General features: G+C 62.7%; 22 protein-coding genes. 10 read left to right on the forward strand and 12 right to left on the reverse strand.

The features are described from left to right. Positions 1–30 precede the first annotated feature (30 nt). From KR227_RS07630 to KR227_RS07640, 3 genes are all read right to left on the reverse strand, one after another. Positions 31–795 (reverse strand): SDR family oxidoreductase, encoded by a 765-nt coding sequence (locus KR227_RS07630; RefSeq protein ID WP_218364770.1) that lies wholly within the window; start codon positions 793–795, stop codon positions 31–33. Between the two features lie 64 nt (positions 796–859). Next, entirely contained in the window at positions 860–1,639 is a 780-nt protein-coding gene (locus tag KR227_RS07635) for an alpha/beta hydrolase (RefSeq protein WP_218364771.1), read from the reverse strand. Further along, on the reverse strand, positions 1,633–2,244 hold the full coding sequence (locus KR227_RS07640) for a DNA-3-methyladenine glycosylase I (protein WP_218364773.1): 612 nt from the start codon (positions 2,242–2,244) through the stop codon (positions 1,633–1,635). Before KR227_RS07640 ends, KR227_RS07635 begins: the two co-directional genes overlap by 7 nt. Before the next feature lie 198 nt (positions 2,245–2,442). Between KR227_RS07640 and KR227_RS07645 the strand changes: the two genes are divergently transcribed. Then, entirely contained in the window at positions 2,443–3,105 is a 663-nt protein-coding gene (locus KR227_RS07645; RefSeq protein ID WP_218364775.1) for a sugar O-acetyltransferase, read from the forward strand. 381 nt (positions 3,106–3,486) lie between these two features. Here the strand turns inward: KR227_RS07645 and KR227_RS07650 are convergent, their stop codons facing one another. The 4 genes from KR227_RS07650 to KR227_RS07665 form a co-directional block, all read right to left on the reverse strand. After that, entirely contained in the window at positions 3,487–3,915 is a 429-nt protein-coding gene (locus tag KR227_RS07650; protein ID WP_218364777.1) for a hypothetical protein, read from the reverse strand. 195 nt (positions 3,916–4,110) lie between these two features. Further along, a complete protein-coding gene (locus KR227_RS07655) occupies positions 4,111–4,284 on the reverse strand; it encodes a hypothetical protein (RefSeq protein WP_218364779.1) in 174 nt (57 codons plus the stop codon). A 101-nt stretch (positions 4,285–4,385) separates the two neighbouring features. Further along, complete coding sequence (locus KR227_RS10810) at positions 4,386–4,739, reverse strand: hypothetical protein (RefSeq protein ID WP_255549192.1); 354 nt, start codon at positions 4,737–4,739, stop codon at positions 4,386–4,388. Between the two features lie 544 nt (positions 4,740–5,283). Then, the gene (locus tag KR227_RS07665) at positions 5,284–6,069 is read right to left on the reverse strand and encodes a hypothetical protein (RefSeq protein ID WP_218364781.1); all 786 of its coding nucleotides are present in this window, start codon (positions 6,067–6,069) and stop codon (positions 5,284–5,286) included. Between the two features lie 154 nt (positions 6,070–6,223). On the opposite strand from KR227_RS07665, the gene KR227_RS07670 reads away from it, so the two are divergent. Both KR227_RS07670 and KR227_RS10925 read left to right on the forward strand, forming a co-directional pair. Beyond that, entirely contained in the window at positions 6,224–8,047 is a 1,824-nt protein-coding gene (locus KR227_RS07670; protein WP_370625205.1) for a helicase-related protein, read from the forward strand. 78 nt (positions 8,048–8,125) lie between these two features. Further along, positions 8,126–8,638: an ATP-dependent helicase C-terminal domain-containing protein gene (locus tag KR227_RS10925; RefSeq protein WP_370625206.1), complete on the forward strand. Its 513-nt coding sequence runs from the start codon at positions 8,126–8,128 to the stop codon at positions 8,636–8,638. Between the two features lie 15 nt (positions 8,639–8,653). On the opposite strand, the gene KR227_RS07675 is transcribed toward KR227_RS10925, so the two are convergent. Then, positions 8,654–9,781 (reverse strand): ATP-binding protein, encoded by a 1,128-nt coding sequence (locus tag KR227_RS07675; RefSeq protein ID WP_218364783.1) that lies wholly within the window; start codon positions 9,779–9,781, stop codon positions 8,654–8,656. Between the two features lie 107 nt (positions 9,782–9,888). After that, positions 9,889–10,170, reverse strand: coding sequence for a metal-sensitive transcriptional regulator (locus KR227_RS07680; protein WP_151641032.1), 282 nt, complete (start codon positions 10,168–10,170; stop codon positions 9,889–9,891). Positions 10,171–10,211: 41 nt separating this feature from the next. Here KR227_RS07680 and KR227_RS07685 point away from each other — a divergent pair, with 41 nt between their 5' ends. The 6 genes from KR227_RS07685 to KR227_RS07710 all read left to right on the forward strand — a co-directional run bounded on the left by KR227_RS07685 (position 10,212) and on the right by KR227_RS07710 (position 16,936). Further along, complete coding sequence (locus KR227_RS07685) at positions 10,212–11,309, forward strand: AbrB family transcriptional regulator (RefSeq protein ID WP_370625207.1); 1,098 nt, start codon at positions 10,212–10,214, stop codon at positions 11,307–11,309. Positions 11,310–11,426: 117 nt separating this feature from the next. Then, on the forward strand, positions 11,427–13,139 hold the full coding sequence (locus KR227_RS07690) for a carbon starvation protein A (RefSeq protein ID WP_218364787.1): 1,713 nt from the start codon (positions 11,427–11,429) through the stop codon (positions 13,137–13,139). Positions 13,140–13,202: 63 nt separating this feature from the next. Then, positions 13,203–13,427, forward strand: a complete 225-nt coding sequence (locus KR227_RS07695) for a cory-CC-star protein (RefSeq protein ID WP_370451582.1) — start codon at positions 13,203–13,205, stop codon at positions 13,425–13,427. Beyond that, positions 13,418–14,326: an ArsA family ATPase gene (locus KR227_RS07700; protein WP_218364793.1), complete on the forward strand. Its 909-nt coding sequence runs from the start codon at positions 13,418–13,420 to the stop codon at positions 14,324–14,326. The genes KR227_RS07695 and KR227_RS07700 overlap by 10 nt, the downstream gene beginning before the upstream one ends. Positions 14,327–14,354: 28 nt before the next feature. Continuing rightward, positions 14,355–15,128, forward strand: coding sequence for an NAD-dependent deacylase (locus KR227_RS07705; protein ID WP_218364893.1), 774 nt, complete (start codon positions 14,355–14,357; stop codon positions 15,126–15,128). A gap of 509 nt (positions 15,129–15,637) precedes the next feature. Beyond that, positions 15,638–16,936 carry a hypothetical protein gene (locus KR227_RS07710; RefSeq protein WP_218364794.1) on the forward strand — a complete coding sequence of 433 codons (1,299 nt, stop codon included), beginning with the start codon at positions 15,638–15,640 and terminating at the stop codon, positions 16,934–16,936. A 99-nt stretch (positions 16,937–17,035) separates the two neighbouring features. Here the strand turns inward: KR227_RS07710 and KR227_RS07715 are convergent, their stop codons facing one another. Both KR227_RS07715 and KR227_RS07720 read right to left on the reverse strand, forming a co-directional pair. Then, the gene (locus KR227_RS07715; RefSeq protein WP_218364795.1) at positions 17,036–17,557 is read right to left on the reverse strand and encodes a gamma carbonic anhydrase family protein; all 522 of its coding nucleotides are present in this window, start codon (positions 17,555–17,557) and stop codon (positions 17,036–17,038) included. A 35-nt stretch (positions 17,558–17,592) separates the two neighbouring features. Further along, positions 17,593–18,054, reverse strand: a complete 462-nt coding sequence (locus KR227_RS07720; protein WP_218364796.1) for an S-ribosylhomocysteine lyase — start codon at positions 18,052–18,054, stop codon at positions 17,593–17,595. A 734-nt stretch (positions 18,055–18,788) separates the two neighbouring features. Between KR227_RS07720 and KR227_RS07725 the strand changes: the two genes are divergently transcribed. Then, complete coding sequence (locus KR227_RS07725) at positions 18,789–21,206, forward strand: alpha/beta fold hydrolase (RefSeq protein ID WP_218364797.1); 2,418 nt, start codon at positions 18,789–18,791, stop codon at positions 21,204–21,206. 22 nt (positions 21,207–21,228) lie between these two features. Here the strand turns inward: KR227_RS07725 and amn are convergent, their stop codons facing one another. Continuing rightward, positions 21,229–22,713: an AMP nucleosidase gene (gene amn, locus KR227_RS07730; protein WP_255549194.1), complete on the reverse strand. Its 1,485-nt coding sequence runs from the start codon at positions 22,711–22,713 to the stop codon at positions 21,229–21,231. Between the last annotated feature and the right edge of the window lie 50 nt (positions 22,714–22,763).

Consider the following 22,763-nt stretch of genomic DNA (forward strand, 5'->3'; position numbering starts at 1 on the left):
CGGCGAAAAAAGCTGCGTACAGGCTGGCCGCTAGATCTGATCCCGCGGCCGCAGCGTGATCTGATCGACGTTCATATGCGCGGGCAGGGCGGCGATCCAGCGCACCGTTTCTGCAATGTCCTCGGCCGAGAGGTTGAGCTTATCGGCATAGACCTTCTCAGCTTGGCTCTGATCGCCGCGGAAACGGTTGAGAGAAAAGTCTGTCTCTACCCGGCCCGGGCATACCTCCACCACGCGAATGGGTTCCTCGCGGGTTTCGATGCGCAGCGCCCGAGTAAGCGCGGCCACCCCGAACTTCGCAGCGTTATAGCCACCGCCGCCGGCGTAGGCGGTGTGTCCGGCAACCGAGCTCATGTTGATGATCTGCCCGGCACCCTCGGGGGCCTGGCGCAGCAGCGGCAATAAGGCCTGGGTGAGACGCACCGTGCCGAGCACATTGACCTCATACATCCACTGCCATTCCTCGATGCGCCCCTCTTCTACGGAGTCCAGCCCCTTGGCTCCGCCGGCGTTATTCACCAGCAGATCGCAACGGGAAATCTGGGAACAGAAATTCTCCACGGATGCTTCATCGATGACATCCAGCGGCAGGGCGATACCGCCGATCTCGTGCGCGAGTTCCTCGAGTGGTTGCTGCCGACGCGCCCCGAGGATCACGGTCCAGCCATCGGCGGCGAGGGCGCGGGCGCAGGCCGCGCCGATACCGGCGGAGGCTCCCGTCACCACGGCGGTGCGGCCCTGCGTGTTCAGGTGCGGATAGTGCTCATGCGCTGTGTTTTCGGCCATAGCGGCCATTATGGCAAAACTCGCCACCGCGGGGGCACTATCCACCCGCTGAGACGGGAGCTGGCTGGGCGGCTCAGCGCTGCTGTGGATGGGAATCCGCTGGCGTTGCAGTGTGCTGGGGTAGCCATCTGCCCACGGCCTCCTCGACGGCTGTGCGCGCCGCGTCGGAAACGAACATGTGATCCGTGCACTTTGGCACCACTACGAGCTCGCTGTCCGGCAGTAGCTCGTGCAGTCGCCGGCCATGCTCGATTCCTACCACTGGGTCCTCATCGGGGTGCACAATCAGCACCGGCACCTGGCAATCACTGAATTCGGTGGCCGCGGTGGCAGCCACATCCTGAACAAAGGTTTCATCCACCAACCCGGGGTCCAGATCGGGCACATCGGCGGCCGCGGCCTCCACGTGGTGGGCGGTAGCTGGGGCGGACAACGCCACCACACCCTGCAGGTACTCCCCCAGTCCCGTGCTCCGGCTACGCGCTGCGGCGCTGAGCACCGCCAGCCCGCCGAGCGAATGCCCGAGGAGGACCACCCGAGAAAACCGCGGCAGCTCCCCCAGCTCCCCCGCGCTGCTGTCAGCTGCATCTGCGGCTGCGGCTGCGTCGCCAAGCATGACCCGAGAGACGCCCTCGAGTTCCTCAATATAGGTGGAGTAGAGATGCCGCGAGTAGTCCATGCGCACAGAGCCGTAGCCGTGGCCGGCGAGGAAGCGGGCTAGTTTCACCAGGATTTTGGTTTCTTTGCTGCAGCCGAAGCAATGCGCCATCACCACGAGGGTCTCGCTGGGCTGGGCGGGCAGCGTGAGCACCCCAGTGACGCCGTTGATCGTGAGCTGTTTCTTCTTCAGCATCGAGATTCTCCCTCCACTCGTGTTTCCACTAGCCCACTCGCCTGCATGAGCGCATAGCAGGTGGTGGGCCCTACAAAACGATACCCAAGGCTTTTGAGTTCGCGGGCTAATTCTGCAGCCTCGGGGCTGGTGGTGGGGATGTGATCCACATGAGCAAAACGGCTGCCGAGGGGCTGCTGGTAGCGGGCAAGCAGCTCCGGCAAGGGCGCACTCTCGCGGGTGCGCAGCAGCACCTGCGCATTGCTGATCGCCGCGGTGATCTTGGCGCGGTTGCGAATAATCGCTGGGTTCTCCAGCAGGCGCTGTATGTCTGTCTCGTCGAAGGCTGCGACTTTCTCGGGGTCGAAATGAGCAAAGGCCTGCCGGAAAGCGGGGCGCTTCTGCAGGATCGTTCGCCAGGATAAGCCCGCTTGGAAGCCTTCGAGCACGAGGCGTTCATATATCCCGCGCTCATCGCGCACGGGATGCGCCCATTCGTTGTCATAGTAATCGCGCAACTGGGCGCTCTGGTTGCCCCAAGGAATACGCCAGCGCCCATCCTCACCTTGGGTGAGACCGCGCTGCTCGGGGCCGGATACTGCTGTGTGATCTGCGGTGGTGTTCATGCCTTGCACTCTAGAAAAAGACCCGGACCCTCGCCCCACCCCCTACTGCCGGCGGTGTCGACTCCCACCGCTCTGATCTGCGTCGATAGCTCCGCGCCGGCGCGGTAATGCCTTCACCCCCACAGGCGCTCGCTCGACCGCGACGGCACGGCTCGGCCCAGTTATGCCGTGCATCCTCGCCTCCTAGAATGGGGCATTATGAGCTTTGATGTCGGTACCTATTCCAGCTTCGAGCAGATGGCGAAGGGGGAATGGCATCTACCCATCGACAATGCCACCCTCAACGCGGTGCGCCGCCGCTCCCAGAATCTGATGCGTGATTTCAATGAGGAGCGCCACCCCGAGCGGGCCCGCACCATTGCCGAGGAGTGGCTGGGCGCTGTCGGCGGCGGTTCCACAGTGGTGGCACCGGCCTTTATCGAATACGGGCGCAATACCTTCATCGGCCCCGAGGTATTTATTAACGCCAAGGTCACTATTTTAGATTCCGCGCCCGTGACCATTGAGAAGGGCGCACTGATCGGCCCCGATGTCCGGCTGATCACTGTGAATCATCCGGTCTATGACGTGGAGATGCGCCGCCATGGCTGGGAAAAGGCCGACCCGATCACCATCGAGGAGGAGGCGTGGATCGGCGCTGGAGTAACGGTTCTGCCTGGGGTGCGCATCGGGGCCCGCTCGGTAATCGGGGCGGGGGCGATCGTCACCACCGATATTCCTGCCGATTCCTTAGCACTAGGGGTGCCGGCGCGGGTGGTCGATACGCTCGAAAATAGCCAAGAGAAGTGGGAGCGCGACGAGCTTCCGGATGGGGTGCCGGTACGCGCCATGGATTATCGGCACACCATCACCAAGCGCTAGGCCAGAGCAGCTAGGGGCGAGCCGCCAAGAGAATATCGGGCTGATCGCAATAAATATCTAGCCGTGTGACCTCGTGTACTCCCAGCGATATGTCCTCGACAACAACAGGATCCGTGCACGTTATCTGCACATTCACCTGCCCGAGGGTAAGCTCCCCCCCCAGTGCAGGTCAGAGAATAATTGCCACATTGGCATAGTTGGGTAAACAGGGAAAACAGGATCATCGTAAAACTCGGTTTCAGGTAGCCATACATCACCGCAGCTAAGGGGCTGTGCGCCACAATCTGACACGAGGCTTGAAAAGCGGTTTTAGTGCGACCCCTACGGCCGAGGAAGCGACCACGCGACAACCAGCGTCAACGACAACTCTGTCACTACACTTTATTGGTAATCGCATTCCTTAAATTCGCGACCTCCAGGACTAACTAAAATCCCACGCGTGCGGCTAGGGAACTTAGCAGGAAATCCTTCTTCAAGGTCTATCTCCAATAGATCGCAAATACTTCTGAACTCATCTTCATATGAGTCATCTTCACATGGAATATCCACCACTGTCACAAAAGAAAAAGAAGAATAGTTTTCTTTTTCTTTTAGTGAAAGCTCTGTATCATTTCCGACTATTTCCAGAAGCAGAAGATCGAAGAGTAGATTACTTTGCCCTTGCTGATAGGCCTGTTCTGACGAGAAATGCACATTGTACTTTTCCCGAACTTTATCGGTGCAATATTGATGACGCTGTTTAGCTTCGTTCAGTTGATCATAACGGCATACGAACGTTGTAAAAAAACACCAAGTGTAAATTTTTTTCATGGTACATCTTTCCTATATACTCTGCATTGATTTTAGATCGGGTTCCAGGCTCGATGGGCAAGCGTTCTGGACCTTGGCATGACAGCACTCAGTGCCGCAGTTCTCTCTTAACGCCGCCGCAATGTACAAACCTCAAAAACAAGGCAACCCCCAACCCACGTCAAAAGGATTGTCGTGGGCCTTCAGCTTCCCTGTCTATTCTTCACCCTTTCTGCTTTTTGAAACCAGCATGTAGGCCGCGCCCGCTCCCACGAGTGAGAAAATCACAGTCATCACAATGCCCTGCTGCGATTCAAATCCATCGAACATCAGGCCGACGATGACCAAGACAAACATAAAAGTGAGCAAAGCAGTAAAATAACGGGACATGCCATCCACACTACAGTAACGGAGATTCTTAAGCTACAGGCTGAGTAGCACTTCCGTTCAAACGTATGCCGCCCTAAATTTAGGCGCATACCGAAGTGCCACTATACAAAGGCTTGGACCGCGAACGCGGGGATCATCAAGGCCGACTTTTTCACCAAACAGACCCAACACGTGGTGTTGGCTCTGTGTTTTCTTTTTGTACGGATGCTTGGCGTGTGGGGTGAACTCAATCCTTCGACTGTTCGTGTTACTGCTTTTCGTGCGTCGATCAGCAGGGTGTCCTTCATGGGGTGACCGGCACCATGCAGTCGGTCACCTTCAGCAAGAGCGTGTCTAAACGCTGTTTCATCACGGGCGGCACGTCCAGGAGCCATCCACCGCACCCGTACCCCGTCGATCAGGTCACTTGCCGCATCGTCAGCACTGAGCAGCTCACGGTCCAGTTCTTCCAGCATCCGGCCCTGTGCCGCCGATGCGCGCAGCTTCGATACGTTTCTAGCCCGAGCGGTACTGCTTTTCGCCTTCGTTTTTGGTGGGGGCTGTAGGCGGTTTACCCATGATGGTGCGCACCTTTCTGACCATACTGCCCATCTTGACAACCGTGCGGTGCTGATTCGTGCCAGCGGTAGGCGGTCCTATCGGCGCCTCCGTAGAACGGCCACCCCGATATGCGCGGGTAAAGTGCCAGTCAGCACCAAAGAATTCAGGGAGTTCAGTATGCAGCGCGGTAAGCAGACGGCTATTAGCACCGGCGCGATTTGTCGAGGTGTAGACCTTCTCGATGTACTAAATCTGGGAAAAGGCCGACCCGATCACCATCGAGGAGGAGGCGTGGATCGGCGCTGGAGTAACGGTTCTGCCTGGGGTACGGGGCCCGCTCGGTAATCGGGGCGGGGGCGATCGTCACCACCGATATTCCTGCCGATTCCTTAGCACTAGGGGTGCCGGTACGCGCCATGGACTATCGACACACCATCACCAAGCGCTAGGCCAGAGCAACTAGGGGCGAGCCGCCAAGAGAATATCGGGCTGATCGCAATAAATATCTAGCCGTGTGACCTCGTACACCCCCAGCGATATGTCCTCAACAACAACAGGATCCGTGCACGTTATCTGCACATTCACCTGCCCGAGCACCGGAGCCCGACATCCCGAGTTCTCGATCTCCACCGCCCCGCCGGAACCTGGCATCACCTTTGTGATTGCCGCTATATTGTGCGGCTCAATGAAGCAGCGGAGTTTAGTGCCCAGGCGCACCTGTATGCTGCCATCGTCGTTGAGCAGGTGCGGATGAGCCCGCATTGATCCATAAAATCCGGCGAATAAGACGATCGCATATACGCTCAGAATGGCTATCACTACCCCGAGCACGCCATTGCTCACCACGAGGTGCACAACCACAGCCTCCACGATTCCCAATAGCAGCACGCCGATAAACACAGGCGTTAAAGCACGGTGATACGACACCGGCTCCCCCGCGCCAGTGTTCCTTGTACACAGCCCCGTGACTCCATAGAGCATTCCCACCTCAGAGCACCACAAGGCCAGTGCTTTTCGGGGAACGCCAAGCCTGCGGGAGACATCTGTGATGGATGATGTGACCGAACCGCTACGCATGATGTCTCTGATGAGGGTGATCAGGATGATCCCCACAGCCACCCCGAGAAAGATCAGGGGATAAAAGAGTACGTATGCAGGTAGGTCTTTCCCCGCTAGCTTGGCTATTAAGAGGATAATTTCGGCAGCAATGCCGACAAGAAAAAACAACCGCACGGTGAGCTTCATTGCATGCATTCTTTCCGAAGAAGGCTCTATCTGTATCGCGGTACTATCCTAAGCCAAAGTGCCGGTACGGATAAAGCATGCGTCGTCGTTGCGGCGCGCGGCAGTACCCCTAACATCCCACGCTCACCCCGACACTACGGCTAGCCTCTGCACCATGACCCTTCCCTGTGATCTTGGAGCGATTGGCGCTGGGCTGCCCGTGGCCCGCGATATCGCGCTCTTTCAGCAGCGTCTGGCCCAGAGCGGTGCCACTGTGGTGCACGCCCCGCCCGGTACGGGTAAAACCACCCTGATCCCGCCGGCGGTCGTCAATCTGCTGCATGAGCAGTCACATTCCGGGAAGGTACTGGTAACAGCGCCGCGGCGGGTGGCGGTGATCGCCGCCGCCCAGCGCCTGCGCCAGCTGCATCACGGCCCCCGCACAGATATCGGTTTCGCGGTACGCGGCCAGAGCGAAGCGGGTCGGCTCATCGAGTTTGTGACCCCGGGCGTGCTGGTGCGCATGCTGCTCAGCGACCCCGAACTCTCCGGTATCGACGCCGTCATCCTCGACGAGGTACATGAACGCAATCTCGACACCGACCTTGCCCTCGGCATGCTCGCCGAGCTGCGCCTATTGCGCGAAGACCTGCAGCTTGTGGCGATGTCCGCCACCGTGGATGCCCGCGCCTTCGCCACGCTTATCGACGCCACCCTGCACCAGGTAGACGCCGCCCTCCATCCGGTAGACATCCGCTATCAACCCGGCCCAGCGCGCCTCGACGAGCGGGGTGTGACCCGCGAGTTTTTATCGTGGACAGCACGGGTGGCCGATGAGGCGCTGGCCGAGTCCACTGGCTCGGTGCTGGTTTTCTTACCGGGGCGTCGGGAAATAGAGCGCGTGGCCGAGCAGCTGCACGGCCCCCACGCGGTGCTGCATGGCGGCTTGAGTGCGCAGGAACAGAGCGCGGTTGTGCGCGGCACTGACCAGCCACGGATCGTGTTGTCCACCGCCATTGCGGAATCCTCCATTACCGTGCCGGGAGTGCATACCGTGGTGGATGCCGGCTTGGCCCGCGTTCCGCGCCGCGATAATCTGCGCGCCATGACTGGGCTGATCACCATTAGTGCGGCGCGTGCGGCGATGGATCAGCGCGCCGGCCGCGCCGGACGACTCGGGCCCGGCACCGCGATTCGACTGTGCGAGCAGCGTAGTTATACTGCCGCGCCCGCCTATCCCGCCCCCGAGATCGCCACCTCGGATCTCACGCAGGCGGCACTCACCCTGGCCAGCTGGGGCAGCCCGCGGGGTGAGGGCTTTCCGCTTCTGGACGCTCCCCCGCCGGCCGCGCTGGCCGCTGCGGAGGAGGTGCTGCGCGGGATAGATGCCGTCGATAAGCATGGGGCGATCACTGAGCATGGCCGCAGGATCTCGACCATCCCCGCAGACCCGCGCTGTGCCCACGCGCTGCTACAGGCAGGCCCCGCTGCCGCGCCGGTGCTGGCCGAGCTCACCGTGGGCGGCGCCACGGATCTCAGCACCCCGAGCAGCGCGCCCCAGGTGGCGCGGGAGACCCGCCGTTTCACCCGGATCGCTCGTTCCGCCTCCTCTGAGCAGCCTGCGCAGCTGCGGCAACTATCTGCCGGCGGGGTGATCGCACTGGCCTTGCCGCACATGGTGGCTCGGCTCGTGGATGCCGATCAGCACGTCTATCTCACCACCGCGGGGACGCGGGCGCGGCTGCTCGATACCCAGCTGCGTGGTGCCGTATGGCTGGCCGTGGCGGAGATGAGCCGCGGCACGAATCAGCAGGCGCTGCCCATTATTCGGCGCGCCGCTGCCGTGAGCGAGGAGCAGATCCTTCAGCTCTATCCGCCCACGAGCAGCACCGAGGTGCGGGTGCGCCAGGGCAAGCTGAGTGCCCGCACGATTCGGAGTATCGCAGCGATTGAGCTGGCGTCTACCCCCACCGCCGTGCCCGTGGCGCAGGTGGAGTAGGCGGTAGCGCGCACCTTCGAGCGTGATGGCCTGCGCGATATTCGCTTCAGCGCCGCCGCCCAGCAGCTACGCCAGCGCATGGCCTTCTATCACGCCCACGACCCGCAGTGGCCAGATGTGAGCGATGCGGGCCTCATCGCCGCCGCGCCCATCTGGTTGAGCATGCACTATCCGCGGCTCGCCGAGGGCATGCCGCTGGCGGAGATCGACATGCACCAGGCGCTGTCCGCGCTGCTGCCCTGGCCGGCGGCTCAGGACTTCGACAAGGATGTGCCCGCCAGTATCACCGTGCCCTCGGGGCGATCGATCCCCGTGGACTACAGCGATAAGCAACCCAGCGTGCAGGTCAAACTCCAAGAGTGCTTTGGGCTCGAGGACAGCCCCGAGGTACTCGGCACGCGCATCCGCTTCGAGCTGCTTTCCCCAGCCGGGCGACCCGTGGCGATCACCGATAACCTCACCCGCTTCTGGGACGGCGCCTATGCAGATGTGCGCGCCGACATGCGCGGGCGCTACCCCAAGCATCCCTGGCCGGAGGATCCCCGCACCGCACCAGCCACCCGAAAAACCACTGCCCAGCTGCGCCGTTAAAAGCTCCCGCCGCGCTCAACCGCGCAGGTAGGAGCGCATGAAGGGCAGCGCGAAGTCCACCAGCCCGTGGCCCACAACGGTGATCATCTCTGCGGCAATAAGCCGCCGCCGATAGGTGCCCACATACTGCGCATCCACTCCCATTCGTGTGGCAATGTCCTTGGTTCTCGACGGGCCATCATCCGTAGCCATCGCCGCGAGGAAGGTGCGATCGACCGGTGAGAGATCCCGCAGTGATGCCTCGTGCACCAGCTGGCCTAGCTTACGCTTGGCCTTTGCCGCACCTTCCTCAACCGAGGCGCACGTAATGACCTCGCCCTCACGTCGACGGAAACTTTCGTGCCCCACCAGCTGAATCATGAAGGGGTACCCAGCGCATGCCTGCACCGCCTTTCCCAATGCATCCGGCGTGAAGCAGCAACCGCTTCCTTCAACCGGCTCCTTGAGGGCTCGCCGCACCTCCTCATCGGGAATAAGTCCAAGGTCCACTCGGTTTGCACGGCGGAGAAATGTCACAGGGTTGTCTCCGCTGTCAGCTGCTAGCAGTGGATTCACAGCCTGCGGTATGCCTGCCATGGCCACGGCAATCTGCCGGTTTTCGCGCACGAGATGTTGAATTGCTGCGCCAAACTCAATGATCTCGTCCTTGCGGTTGTTGTGAAGCTCGTCCACGGTAATGAGCAGTCCAACCGGCTCTTGATTCATAGCTAGATCAATGTCTGCTTGGATCTCAAGGTATCGAGTAAGCACATCTCGGAAGGTCGGTTGAGGGGAATAATGTGTGGGAGTTGATAGCTGCACTCCCCCCAAAGGAGCGATACTCAGCCCAGTGATTCTCCTTTTGCCCTGCTCGTACTGATCGGTTGTTAATCGATATATCGTGTCAGTAAGCCGTTGCATGAACCCGCGTGTGGCTGTCTCGGAAATCACGTGCCACGACTGCGCACGCGCTTCATCCTCGTAGGCGTTCAAGAGGACCGTCTTACCAACACCTCGAAGTCCGGTGACCACAGTGACCCGCTCATGCGCCCCAGGTCCTTCTTCGAGTGCATAGCGAAAGTCCGTCAGCTCCGAAGCGCGGCCCGCGAGATACGGCGGTGTAGACCCGAGCGTGGCGCGAAATGGGTTGGCTCTGCGCTCCATGGTATCCCGTTTACTATCTCTTACTATCTTTACTATTTTTACTATCTTTACTATCTCGCGCCCCGTCGCCAGCACCGCCTGCGAGCACCGTGCCCGAGACGCTGCTGCTACTTCACGAGCCGAGCAATGGCCCGCGATACCTCCGCGATCTTGTCCTCGGCTTCCTGCCCGCCGTGGGCTGCTGCCGTGACCACACAGTGCGAGAGGTGATCGTCGAGAAGCTTGAGCGCCACATTGTCGAGGGCGGCGCGAGCTGCCTGGATTTGGGTGAGCACATCAATGCAATACTCGTCCTCATCCACCATGCGGTGAATGCCACGAATTTGTCCTTCGATGCGTTTGAGGCGCGCGAGGTAGCGTTGCTTGTCGCTGTCGTATCCGTGGCTCATAGGATTGATTCTAAAGCGGTGAGAAGAAAGGGGTGAGGCCAGTGCGCACCCAGTGGGCACGATGGGCCATTGTGGCCCCGCTCTCTGTGGTGCTGGGCGTAGCGTTGAGCGCGCTGCATGTGCCTGCCGCATGGATTCTCGCCGCCATTATCGCCGCGGCCGGCTCGGCTATCCTCCATGGCGAGGAACTCACCGTGGATCCTCGCCTGATCACCGTGGCCAAGTCCTTCATCGCGATCATCGCCGCCTTGCCCTTGGTGCGCACCCCCGCCGGTGAGCTGCTGCGCTATGTGGCACCCGGGCTGCTCTCTGCGGGTTTTACCGTGGTGCTCGCCTTCGGTGGCGGCTGGCTCCTGTGGCGCGGCTCCCTGCGCCAGGCCCGGCGCGCCGGTGCTGATCCACGCGATCCCGCGCACGTAGTCTCCCCGGAAACCGGGGTGCTATCGCTCTTTGCTGGCGGCGCCTCCGTCATGCCGCTGCTGGCCAAGGACCTCGGCGCGGACTTCCGCTATGTCACCCTCACCCAGTATCTCCGGCTCCTCAGCGTCTCTATCATCATGCCGCTGGTGGTGGCCTGGGCTCACCTCAGCGGCAGTAGCAGCCCCAGCGAGCCCGAGGCGCAGCCCTTCACCTGGCTCAGCGCTCTCGCTATCCTCGTCATTGTCGTGTTCGGCGGGAAGTTGGGACGGCTTCTCCACCTGCCCGCGGCCAGCGTGCTCGGGCCCATGCTGCTCACCATCATCGTGGCGCTGCTGCTCGATCCTTGGCACTCCCTCGCCCTGCCCGAGGCCGCCCGCGATATCGCCTATGTCTCCATCGGCTGGATGGCCGGCGGCGGACTCTCGGTGGCGGCGCTGCGCTCCTTCTCCCACCAGCTCCCCCTCACCCTGGGGTTGATTGCGGTGCTCATTGGCGGCTGCGCTGGGCTGGCCTGGGTAATTGCACAATGGATGGGCATGGACTACATCGACGCCTTCCTCGCCACCAATCCCGGCGGCCTCGAAACCGCCCTGGCCTTGGGCTCCGAAACCGGCGCCGTGGAGATCGTCGCCGCCATGCAGATCGTGCGCCTGATCACCGTGCTCTTCCTCGCAGGCTGGCTGCCCTGGGTGCTGCGCTGGCTGCAGCGGGTGCTCTAGGCAGAGGGCGGCGTCGATAAGCCTGCAGAGCTCGGGTATTCTGCTCCCCCACCCCCGCGTGATGTGACACACTAAGATGCACATACTCTTCAGCGATCACACTCTAGGGGTGAAGAAATGAACTCACTGTGGCTCATCCTCATCGGTTTAGCGATGATGGGCGGCGGCTACCTGCTGTACTCCCGCTACTTGGCATCGACGGTGTACCAACTCAAAAAGGAGTACGCCACCCCCGCACATGAGCTCGAGGACGGCGTGGACTTCGTGCCCACCAATAAGTACGTGCTCTGGGGCCACCACTTCACCTCCGTCGCCGGTGCCGCCCCCATTGTGGGCCCGGCCGTGGCCGTGATCTGGGGCTGGCTGCCCGCCTTCTTGTGGGTGACCATCGGCACCGTATTCATCGCCGGCATGCACGACTTCGGCGTGCTGTGGGCCTCGGCGCGGCACAAAGGCCAATCCATCGGCACCTTGTCCGGCAAATACATTGGCACCCGCGGCCGCAACCTCTTCCTCGTGGTCATCTTCCTGCTGCTGCTCATGGTGGTCGCCGCCTTCGGCGTGGTGATCGCCGGGCTGCTGGTATCCACCCCAAGCGCCGTGATCCCCACCTGGGGCGCGCTGCTGGTGGCGCTGCTCATCGGCCAAGCCATCTACCGGCTCAAGTGGAACCTGCCGCTGGTATCGCTGGTCGGCATCGTGGCGCTCTACGGGCTGATCGTATTGGGCGACCGTGTTCCCGTGAGCCTGCCCGAATCCACCTTCGGACTCGCCCCGGAGGCCGTGTGGATTCTGCTGCTGTTCATCTACGGCGGCATCGCCTCGCTGCTGCCGGTGTGGGTGCTGCTGCAGCCGCGCGACTATATCAATGGCCTGCAGCTATTCATCGGCCTCGGCATCCTATATGCCTCCGCGCTGCTCACCGCGCCCACCGTGGTGGCCCCCATGGTCAATACCTCCCTGCCCGAGGGCACCCCGTCGATGGTGCCGCTGCTCTTTGTCACCATCGCCTGCGGCGCGATTTCCGGCTTCCACGGCACCGTGGCCTCCGGCACCAGCTCCAAGCAGATCGACAAAGAAACCGATGAGCGCTTCGTGGGCTACTTCGGCGCGGTCGGCGAGGGCCTGCTCGCCCTCGGCGCGATCGTGGCCACCACCGCAGGTTTTCAGAGCCTGGCGGACTGGAAGGAGATCTACACCGAGTTCAACGCCGGTGGCGTCGGCGCCTTCGTGCAGGGCGGCAGCTCCATCATCAACGAGGGCCTCGGCCTGCCCACCTCGCTGTCTGCCACCGTCCTCGCCACCATGGCGGTGCTCTTCGCCGCCACCACCATGGACTCCGGTATTCGCCTCCAGCGCTTCGTGGTCCAAGAAATCGGCGGCATCATCGGCGCCAAGGTCTCCGCTATCTGGGCCACCATCATCGCCGTCACCGTGGGCTTGGCACTCACCTTCTCCACCGGCAGCAATGGCTCCGGCGGCGTGCTCATCTGGCCGCTATTCGGCACCACCAACCAGCTCATGGCGGCGCTGTCGATGTCCATCATCGCGGTGATCCTCTCCCGCCTCTCCCGCCCGATCTGGCCGGTGGTAATCCCGCTGCTCTTCGTGCTCGTGATGTCCGTGTGGGCGCTGGTGGTGCAGCTCAAGACCTTCATCGCCGACGCCAACTGGCTGCTCGCCACCCTCGATATCATCATCCTCGCCTGCGCCCTGTGGGTCTCCGTGGAAGCACTCTCCGCCGTGCGCCGCGCCCGCGAGCACAGCGAACCGGATGCGGCCTTCCCCGAGGACTACCCCGAGCTGGCCGCCTCCTCCACCCGGAGCTAGCGGGGCACCATGACGGCCTGGCCCGCACAGCTTCTCGACGCCTTCAAGAAGGTGAGCCGCGGCATGGAGGAGTTTTATGTCTCCCCCTACCGCGCCACCTTCGCCCAGGCCCAGCGGGAAGAAGATGACCTCTTCATGATGCTGGTGCTCTCCGAAGCCCTCGGCATTGATAATCCCGCGAGCTTCTACACCATCGAGCTGCTGCCCATCATCTACGAGGACTTTCACGCCTGGCATACCCGCATGGGCTTAGAGCACTCACCCGTGGAGCACATCCAATGCTGCTAAACACCCCCGTGATCTTCTTCGGCGGCAAAGGCGGGGTGGGCAAAACCACCCTCGCCGCGGCCACCGCGCTGCGTCTGAGCGAGGCCGCCCCCACCCTGTTGGTCTCCACCGACCCGGCCCACAATATCGGGCACATTTTCGACGCCACCCTCAGCGACTCCCCGACCGCGCTGACGCCCACCCTCGCCGCGATGGAACTCGACCCGCGCGCCACCGCCGAGGCACACATCGCCAAGGTGGAAGAGACCATGCGCACGATGATGCCGGAGCGCCTCCACGGCGAGGTGCGCAAACACCTCAACCTGGCGCGGACCTCGCCCGGCACCCACGAAGCGGCCCTGCTCGAGCGCATCGCCGATGTGGCCCTTCACCAGCGCGAGGAGTTCAGCCACATCGTCATCGACACCGCCCCCAGCGGGCACACCTCGCGGCTGCTCGCTCTGCCCGAGCTACTCGGGGCGTGGACCGAGGGGCTGCTGAAACGCCGCGGCCAATCCGAGAAATTCGGCGAGATCGTCCGCGGCTTCTCCGGGGAGAAAGAGCGCAGCCGCGACGCCGAGATCCGCGCTATCCTCACCCGCCGCAAGCACCTTTTCAGCAGTTTCCGTGAGCTCATCCAAAACCCAGAACTCACCTCCTTTGGGCTGGTGACCCTGCCCGAGAAGATGCCGGTGAGTGAATCCATCGAGCTCTATCACACCCTGCAGCACCTCGGAGTGCGGGTGGGCGGGGTGTATATCAACCGCTGCTCGCCCAGCGATCAAGGAGAGTTCTTGGCGCAGCGCGCCGCCCAGGAAGCCCCCTATATCGCCACCCTGGAGCAGGCCCTCGCCGTACCGCAGCAGCGTTTAGCACTGCTGCTCAACGCGGACCCCAGCGAGGTCGCCTCGCTTCTCTAGCATGGACACTATGGACAGCACGGACAGCATGGACCACGACAGCATCGCCACCGCCGGGGATCTCGCCCTGCACTCCGAACGAATCGAGGTATTCAGCGGCGCCGGAATGAGCGCCGACTCCGGCTTGGAGGTGTATCGCTCAGCCGAATCGGGGCTCTGGGATCATGTGGACCCGCAGGCCATGGCCTCCATCGATGCGTGGGCGCGCGACCCCGAACCCATGTGGGCCTGGTATCTCTGGCGGGCCCGCGTGGCCCAGAACGCCTATCCCCATGCCGGGCACCTCGCCATCGGCGAGTGGGAGCGGCTGCAGGACGTGCACGTCACCACCCAAAACATCGACGATCTGCACGAACGCGGCAATTCCCGCAAGCCCACTCACCTCCACGGCTCGCTCTTTGCGTTCCGCTGCTGCATGTGTGGCGCCCCTGCCCGCCGCCCTGAACTGCCCGAGCAGCCCAGCCCGCGACTGACCCCGCCGACGTGCTCGCGGTGCGGCAACCTCATTCGCCCCGGTGTCGTCTGGTTCGGCGAGCCACTGCCCCAACGGGAATGGCAGCAGGCCGAAGAACGCATGGCCACCGCCGATCTGGTGGTGATCGTGGGCACCTCAGGCATCGTCCAGCCCGCCGCCTCCCTGCCCATTATCGCCAAGCAGATGGGGGCGAAACTGGTGGAAATCTCACCCCAGACCACCGACCTGACCCCGCAGGTGGACGTCTTCATCCAGGCCACCGCCCAGGACGCACTTCCCGCCCTCGTGGCCCATGTGCGCGAAGGATTGCGCGCCGCCCGCGACTAGCTGGGGCGCTGGGCTGGCTGGGGCGCTGGGGTCCTCGTTCGCCCCGAGGAACTTCCGCCCCGGGCTCATGCCCACCAACCGTTCGGTCTGTCCCTGCCTCGAAGCCCTCGCGCACCCCCTTATGCTGCGCGCCGAAGCCCGCAGTGTGGACGTGTCCTTTATTGGCTGTAGGTTATGCGGGGATGAACCGAGCGGTTCATTACACCAAGCTCTCTAGTGTTAATTCCTAATTATTAAGCGAGCATCTCATGTGGAAGGCTTCGTTCTCTTTCTTTACTCCTCTGACATCTGATGCCACCCCCATGTGTGCAGGCCCAAAATCGGCTCAGTTGCGCCCCGAAAACGGGAATATTACGCCCCTATCCGCGCCCGGTAGAGACGGGCTATCACCGCCCCCAGAGAAACCTAAAGATGCAGCACACCACCACAAAGTGAGAAGAGCCTGAGAACTCTTTAAACGCAGATTGTCGTTTTCGTGGTCTGTCAAGGCTATGCATAGAATGACTCGCATGAAATCCCCCGCAACACATGCACCAGTCAAGGAAGACATCAGCGTCCTCTCGCCCTTGGCAGGTCAAACCTTTGTGTATACGGCGGATACCCCTCTAAGCCGCTGTCTATCTGTCCTCCAGCAGGGCACCCAGATGATCCGCCAAGACCTCATCGAGGCCGCCGAGCTCAGCCAGCCAACGATCACTCGGGCCGTCACCACGCTGATTGAATCGCGCTTGGTGCGCGAGCGCCCCGATCTGATTGTTCCCCGTGGCCCTGGCCGTCCGCGCATCCCGATCGAGTTGTCTCCGTCGCCGTGGCTGCATGCCGCCATCGCCATTGATCCCACTGGCTTCCACATGGCGCTATACGGCACGCGCGCTGATCTGGTGGTGGAGCACTCCACCACCATGGACCCTGCCACTACTAACCCCGCCGACTTCGTGGACGCCATGATCGCCGAACTTCGCACCCTGGTGGCCGAGCACGCCTTGCCGCTCGCCGCTATCGGCATCATGATCCCGGCCCGAGTACTGCGCGGAACCGTCACCAACGCCGAATGGTATTGGCGCGACGTGGATATCCTGCACCCCTTCACCGAGGCCTTCGCTGTGCCGGTGGACGTGGAGGATCTGGCCACGGGCACCGTGCTCGCGCAATACCTCGACCGTGGCGCCTGCCTGGCACAGACCAAGTCCCCGCATCAGGTGGCGGTCCTCGCCGCCGGCGATACCGTCGGCGCGGCCTGGACCAGCACCCACGGGGTCTCTGGTGCCACGCGCCTGCCGATTCCCGACTCGGAATTGCTGGGCTTCGGCGGCTGTGAATCGCCTTCGGAATCGGAGATTCACGTCTGCGACGCGCACGAGGCGCTCTCGACCCGCGGCTTCCTTGCCGCAGCAGGCCGCCAAGGCATTAAGACCGCCACGGTCAGCGGCATGGTGGATCTCGCGAACTCTGATGATGAGCGCGCCGAATCCGCCCGCCGCCTGCTCGATGAGCGCGCCCGGCTCTTGGGATCGATCGCCTCCACCATGGCCTCTGGTCTGGACGTCACCACGGTGATCGTCACCGGCTGCGCCTTCTCCCACGACCCCCGCGCCGTGGAGATCGTCCGCTCCACTCTCCGCGAGGCCGGCCACGCGCACGAGGTGGTGTACTGCGATAACCTGCAGGGCACCTACACCTCGGCGGCACGGGCGATCGCCGTGCGACCGCTATTTACCGATCCCACGCTGATCTCCGAGCGGCTCTTCCCGAAGCGGCGCATCACCACCACCCGCCGTCGCCCACGGCGCCGCCGCCAAAGCAGCTAGGCGCCAGCCGCGGCGCCCCGTCCATCCATCAGTTCAGCCCCCTGCCGTGATGCGGTATCGCATCGCGAGGCAGGGGGCTTCTAGCATGGCCGGTCTGGTTTAGCTTTCCAGTGGCTCCTCTTGGAGTTGGGCGGTGTCCACATAGCGGCCGGCATGGGCGATGAAGTGCTCGCGGTCGCCGTCGTCAAGCTGCCGCCGTACGCGCGCAGGCACGCCGGCGACCAGCGAGGAGGCCGGAATATCTTGGCCCTCCAGCACCACAGCTCCGGCAGCGACGAGGCTGCCTGTGCCCACGCTGGAGCGCGATAGGAGCGTGGAGTGCATGCCGATTAAGCAGGCATCGGCCACGGTCGTGCCGTGCACCAGGCTCATATGCCCCACCGTCACGTCTGCGCCGAGGGTGCAGGGGGCGTCGCGATCGACGTGCAGCACCGAGTTGTCTTGGATATTGCTGCGCGCGCCCACGCGAATAGCGTTGATATCCGCCCGCAGCACGCAGCCATAGAACACGCTGGCGTGCTCGCCGATCACCACATCGCCGATGAGGGTGGCATTGGGCGCCACCCAGGCGGTGGGGTGAATCTGCGGGATCTTATCGCCGATGGGGATGATGGTAGCCATGAGTTCATGCTAGCCAGAGCGCGCTCTGAGGCCGCTTAGGCGTCTACGGTCTCCCACTCGGAACGGTGCTCGAGGAAGCCGCGCACGGCCTGCTGTGCCTCGCCGAGAGAGTGATTAGCGCCCCACCCGCACTGCACCTCATTGGCGGCCGGCACCTCGGTGGCATCGAGGATGTCCTGCAGGGTCTGTTCGAGCAGCTGATAAAACTCCTCTGGCTCCACGCCGAGCATGAGGGCATAGAAGCCGGTCTGGCAGCCCATGGGAGAAAAATCGATGAGCTTATCGGTGTGATTGCGCATGTGCTCGGCGGTGAGATGCTCAATCGAGTGGATTGCCGGCATCTCCAAATGGCCCTTATTGGGCTGGCTAAAGCGCACATCATATTTGATCAGCACATCGCCGCCGGGCAGCTCCTTGCGATCAGCGATGCGCACATAGGGCGCGGCCACCTTGGTGTGGTCGAGATTGAAGGATTCCACATTCATACGATCAGTCATGGACACCAGCCTACCCTAGACCACCCTGTCTAGTGGCATAGGGCACACGCTTATCGACGCTTACCTGCCCCGCACCCACCCCGGCCACACCGCAGCGCGCCGGACCTCTTTTTTCGCGTGCTGTCATTCGGGGCAGCCAGAAGAATAATGCCTATTTCACTCGCCATTGATATGCGTCAATAGGCATAAAGAAAAGGATTCGGTACCCGCATTCCCTCAAAACGAGTACCGAATCCCTTTAATTTCATCCGTGGGGCACCCACCCCAATGGACTACATAATCTCCACCACAACATAGGCTGACCTTGAAGAAAGGCCTGCCCTGCTGGGCGGGTTACCGTCTACCTCAACGGCTAAAAGAGACTTTGCCAGCTCGTTACGCCTCCGTCAATGTGACAGGGCAGGAAGCGTTACATAGGACCCCTATATGGGGGTATTGTCGGAGGTCTCACCCCTCTTCTTTTGTTGTGCTAATTGCTTAATCTCTTTCTTATTTGGGGGATTTTAATGATGTATATAACCCCATTAATGGGTGCGAATTACAGGCACCCGAACGCGCAGACCCCACCCGCGGCCGCCCGGCGCAGAATGCGGCACTGGACGACACGAGCGGCGATCACTACACGTACGCAGAACGGCAGACACCGCAATTGAATGCTGTTTAAGATATTCGGTAGATCCATCGCGGATCGCTTCACCCATATGAGCCCTTGGCCCCGAACAAGCAGGAGAAACGTGTCTGAACAGCAGGTAGACGTAGCCATTATCGGTGCCGGAATTTCCGGTATCGCCACCGCCTACTATCTCTCCCAGATTCCTGGGTTGAGCTGGGTGATCCTCGATGCCAAGGAGAATCTTGGAGGCACGTGGCACACCTTCTCCTACCCCGGGCTGCGCAGTGATTCCGATATCGATAGCTACTGCTTTTCCTTCGAGTCCTGGACGGGCAGCCGGCCTTTGGGCACTGGCGAGGAGATTCTGCACTATCTGCAGCACACGGCCCAGCGCCACGGGCTCACCTCCAAGATGCGCTTCGGTGCCCAGGTGCGCGAGGCGGCCTATGACAGCACCACCCAGCGCTGGCAGCTGCGCTATGTGGATAGCGCCACCGGCGAGGAGCACCAGCTCAACGCCCAGTTCCTGCACGCCGCGGTGGGCTATTACGATCACGCCCACTCCCACCAACCCACGCTTCCCGGTGAGGAGAACTTCACCGGCACCATCGTTGATCCCCAGTTCTGGCCGGAGGATCTCGACCTCCGCGATGCCGCGGTGGCCATTGTCGGCTCAGGGGCGACAGCCGTCACGCTCGCCCCAGAACTCGCCGCGAAGGCACGCCACGTGACGATGATCCAGCGCACCGTCAATCACGCCGCCGTCATGCCCAACTCCACTCCCCTCCAGCCGCTGCGCTCGGTATTGCCACAGCGGGGCGTGGATGCCCTCGATCGCTGGCGTGCGATCGGCACCCAGGCGCTGACCCTCAAAGCCTCCCAGTTCGCAGAGGATGCGGTCACGCGCACGCTCGCCTCGCACCGCCGCGCCATCATTGGCGAAGAACTGCACTCCCAGCACTTCGAGGCCTCCTACCCCCTGTGGACCCAACGGGTATGCCGTGTGCCCGATGGCGATCTCTTCCACGCCATCGCCGCCGGCGATATCAGCGTGGTCACCGACACCATCGATAGCCTCAGCGCCCACCACATCCACACCAGCGATGGCACGGCCGTGGAGGCCGATGTGCTCATCAAGGCCACCGGGCTGCAGCTCAAGGCATTGGGCGATATCGCGCTCTCCGTGGACGGTGCGCCGGTTCATCCCGGCGAGAAAACCGCCTGGCGCGGCATGTGCCTGGATGGTGTCCCCAACTTCAGCTTCACCCTGGGCTATGTGAATGATTCCTTCACTCTCCGGGCCGAGTTGGTGGGCCGCTATCTGGCCCGCATGATCACCCATCTGCGCCAGCACGGCCTCGGCTCCTTCTGCCCCACGACCCCGCCGGCGGGGCCCCGTAGCCGCATCATTGACCTGCAGAGTAACTATGTGGAGCGCGGGATCGCCCAATTCCCCGCCGTCACTGACACCGCACCGTGGACCCTGCGCAATGATTATCTGCGCGAGGTACGCGATTTCCGCCGCACCGACCCCACCACGGATATGGCCTTCGCCCCCGCCAGTGCCGCCCCGGGTGCCGCTGCCGCAGCCGATCCCGCCGCAGCCCCCGACGAGTCCGCGGAACCCGCGCAGCAACCGCCGGCATCGGAGCTGCCCGCACCACAGATGCTGGACACCTCCCATGGTCAGCTGCGCTATCGCCACATCCCAGGCCCGGCCGAGAGCCTGCCAGTGGTGTGCATCCACGGCATTGGCCGGGGCCTCGAGGACTTCGACACCCTCACCCGTGAGCTACAGCGCACCCGCCCGGAAGACGCAAACGCGCCGGATCTTGAGATCCTCAGCCTGGATATTCCCGGCTTCGGCGCCACCCCGGCCCTGCGCCCGGAGAACACCCTGCCGCTCATGGTGGAGACACTCTGGGAGGCAGTAGATGAGCTGCTCGGCAGCGAGCGGCCAGTGGTGCTCGTGGGCCATTCCTTGGGCGGGGCGCTGGTACAGCGCATGCTTGCCGAACGCCCGGCGCGCTGTGCTGGGCTGCTGCTGCTCGCGCCCTCGGGCTTTTCCACGGAGATCACCCCGGTGGTCAAGGCCGCGGCCGTGCCGGTGCTGGGCCAGCGCCTGATGTCGATCGCGCATCCGCGGGTGGTGGCCGCCGCGGACAATGTGGCCGTGCACGATCCAGCAAGCATCACCGAGGAGCAGCGGGCGCTGTCTCTGCGCTGGGCGCAGCATGAGGATCGAGCGGAGACCTTCGCCAGCATTTCCCAGGCGCTGGTGGGCACTCCAGCACCGCAGCGCATGGCGGCGGCCCGTCAGTGTGCCCGCACCTGCCGCGCGCACGCTATCCCCGTGGGCGCCATCTGGGGCAGCGAGGATGCGGTGCTCGGCATCGGGCAGCTGGATAACCTGCGGGCGCTGCACGCCGATCCGCAGGTGACGGTGCTGCCCGGTTGTGGGCACATGGTGATGAATGAGCAACCGGCGGCCACCGCCGCCGCGCTGCGCGCCCTTAGCCAGCAGCTTTCTACCCCGTAGCTCTTTGCTGCGGCGGCCGCCGCTAGCGGAAGGGCACCTCGCCGATAGTGCGGCGCAGCTTTCGGGTGCGGAGCCGGCTCTTGTCCCCCGCGAGGGATTCCACGGCCCGCACCGCACACATCACATGCGCCTCCTTCGAGGAGGAGTAGAAGGCCTGCGCCCCGCTGGGCAGCTTGGGCACCGCATGCAGCGGCAGATCCGAGACCGAGAGCAACGTGCCATAGGGTATGCGATAGCGGTAGCCATTGGTGGCCAGCGCCGAGGATTCCATATCCACCGCCACCGCAGTGGAGCCGCGGAACATCTCCCACAAGGTGGTGGGGGTATGCCACTCCCAGTTGCGATCATCGGTGGAGAGCACCGTGCCGGTGCGCATCAAGTTTTTGTCCTCGCCATAGATATCGCGCACCGCGCGTTCCAGCGCCCGCTGCACCTCCGGCACGGCGGGAATCGGCGTGGACAGCGGAATACGATCGTCCAGAATATGGTCGCGCCGCTCATAGGCATTGCCCAAAATGAGATCGCCGATGCGCATGCGCCCATCGAGCCCCGCGCAATGGCCGATCATCACCCACATCTCCGGACGCAGCACCGCCAAACAATCCGTGGCCGTTTTTGCATTCGACGGCCCCACCCCGATATTGACCATTGTCAATCCATCGTCATTGGGCGCAATGAGGTCATAGCGCGGCATCTGATAGTGGCTCTCTAGGGAGAGCTCCTCGATGCTTATCGACGCCGCCTCCTCGCGCGATACCCGCGTGCCATCGGGGAGCCACAGCTCGGTATAGCGTGAGCCCTCCCGCACCAGCTCATGCAGGGCATAGGCCACGAACTCGCGGGTGTGCATGGCGTAGTTGCTGAAGAGGATGAAGTTCTGCACCCCTTCGATAGGGATGCCGGTGTAGTGCTCGATGCGCTTAATGGCGATATCGAAGCGCTGCGGGGAGAAGTGAAACAGGGGGCGCTCATCATTGCCCTGCTGGTGGAATACATCCCACTTGGCGTCGATAATGCCATCATCGACAAAGTCCAAGCTGGGGCGCGGCAACCGCACCCCGAGCTGGAGCGCCTCCTGCAGTTTCTCGGAACGATCCAGCCCATCGATATACTCCGGCGGAATCTGCTCGCGGGAATAGCCCACATGAATCGTGCAGGGATAATTACTGACCAAGCGTTCAATCATCTCGGTGAAGTAGCGGCCCATCACCCGCGGCCGAGACACGCTGGCGCAATAGCGCCCGGCCGCATCCACATAGCCGAAGGGCTGGGCGCGATCGATGGGGCGCCAACTGTGGACGTCGATCACCAATCGCGGATAGCGCACATTCTCATACTCCGCCCACTGGGCTGAATCGATCACCCGCGCAGCGAGCCGCGTGGAGGCGTCGTAAAGCTCGCACAAGCGCTCCACTGCCTCCTCGGCGGAGGCACACACCCGATAGCCGCCAATTCCCTCTGCCTCTGACTCTGAAGGGGTGATGGTCTCGCCATCGGTGTTGGCCATAATGCGCGCTCCTTAACTTCAGATTTCTATAAGCTAGGGCCCACACTACC

Origin of the sequence: Corynebacterium sp. TAE3-ERU30 (assembly GCF_019209925.1) — a bacterium.
GTDB classification, from domain to species: domain Bacteria; phylum Actinomycetota; class Actinomycetes; order Mycobacteriales; family Mycobacteriaceae; genus Corynebacterium; species Corynebacterium megadyptis.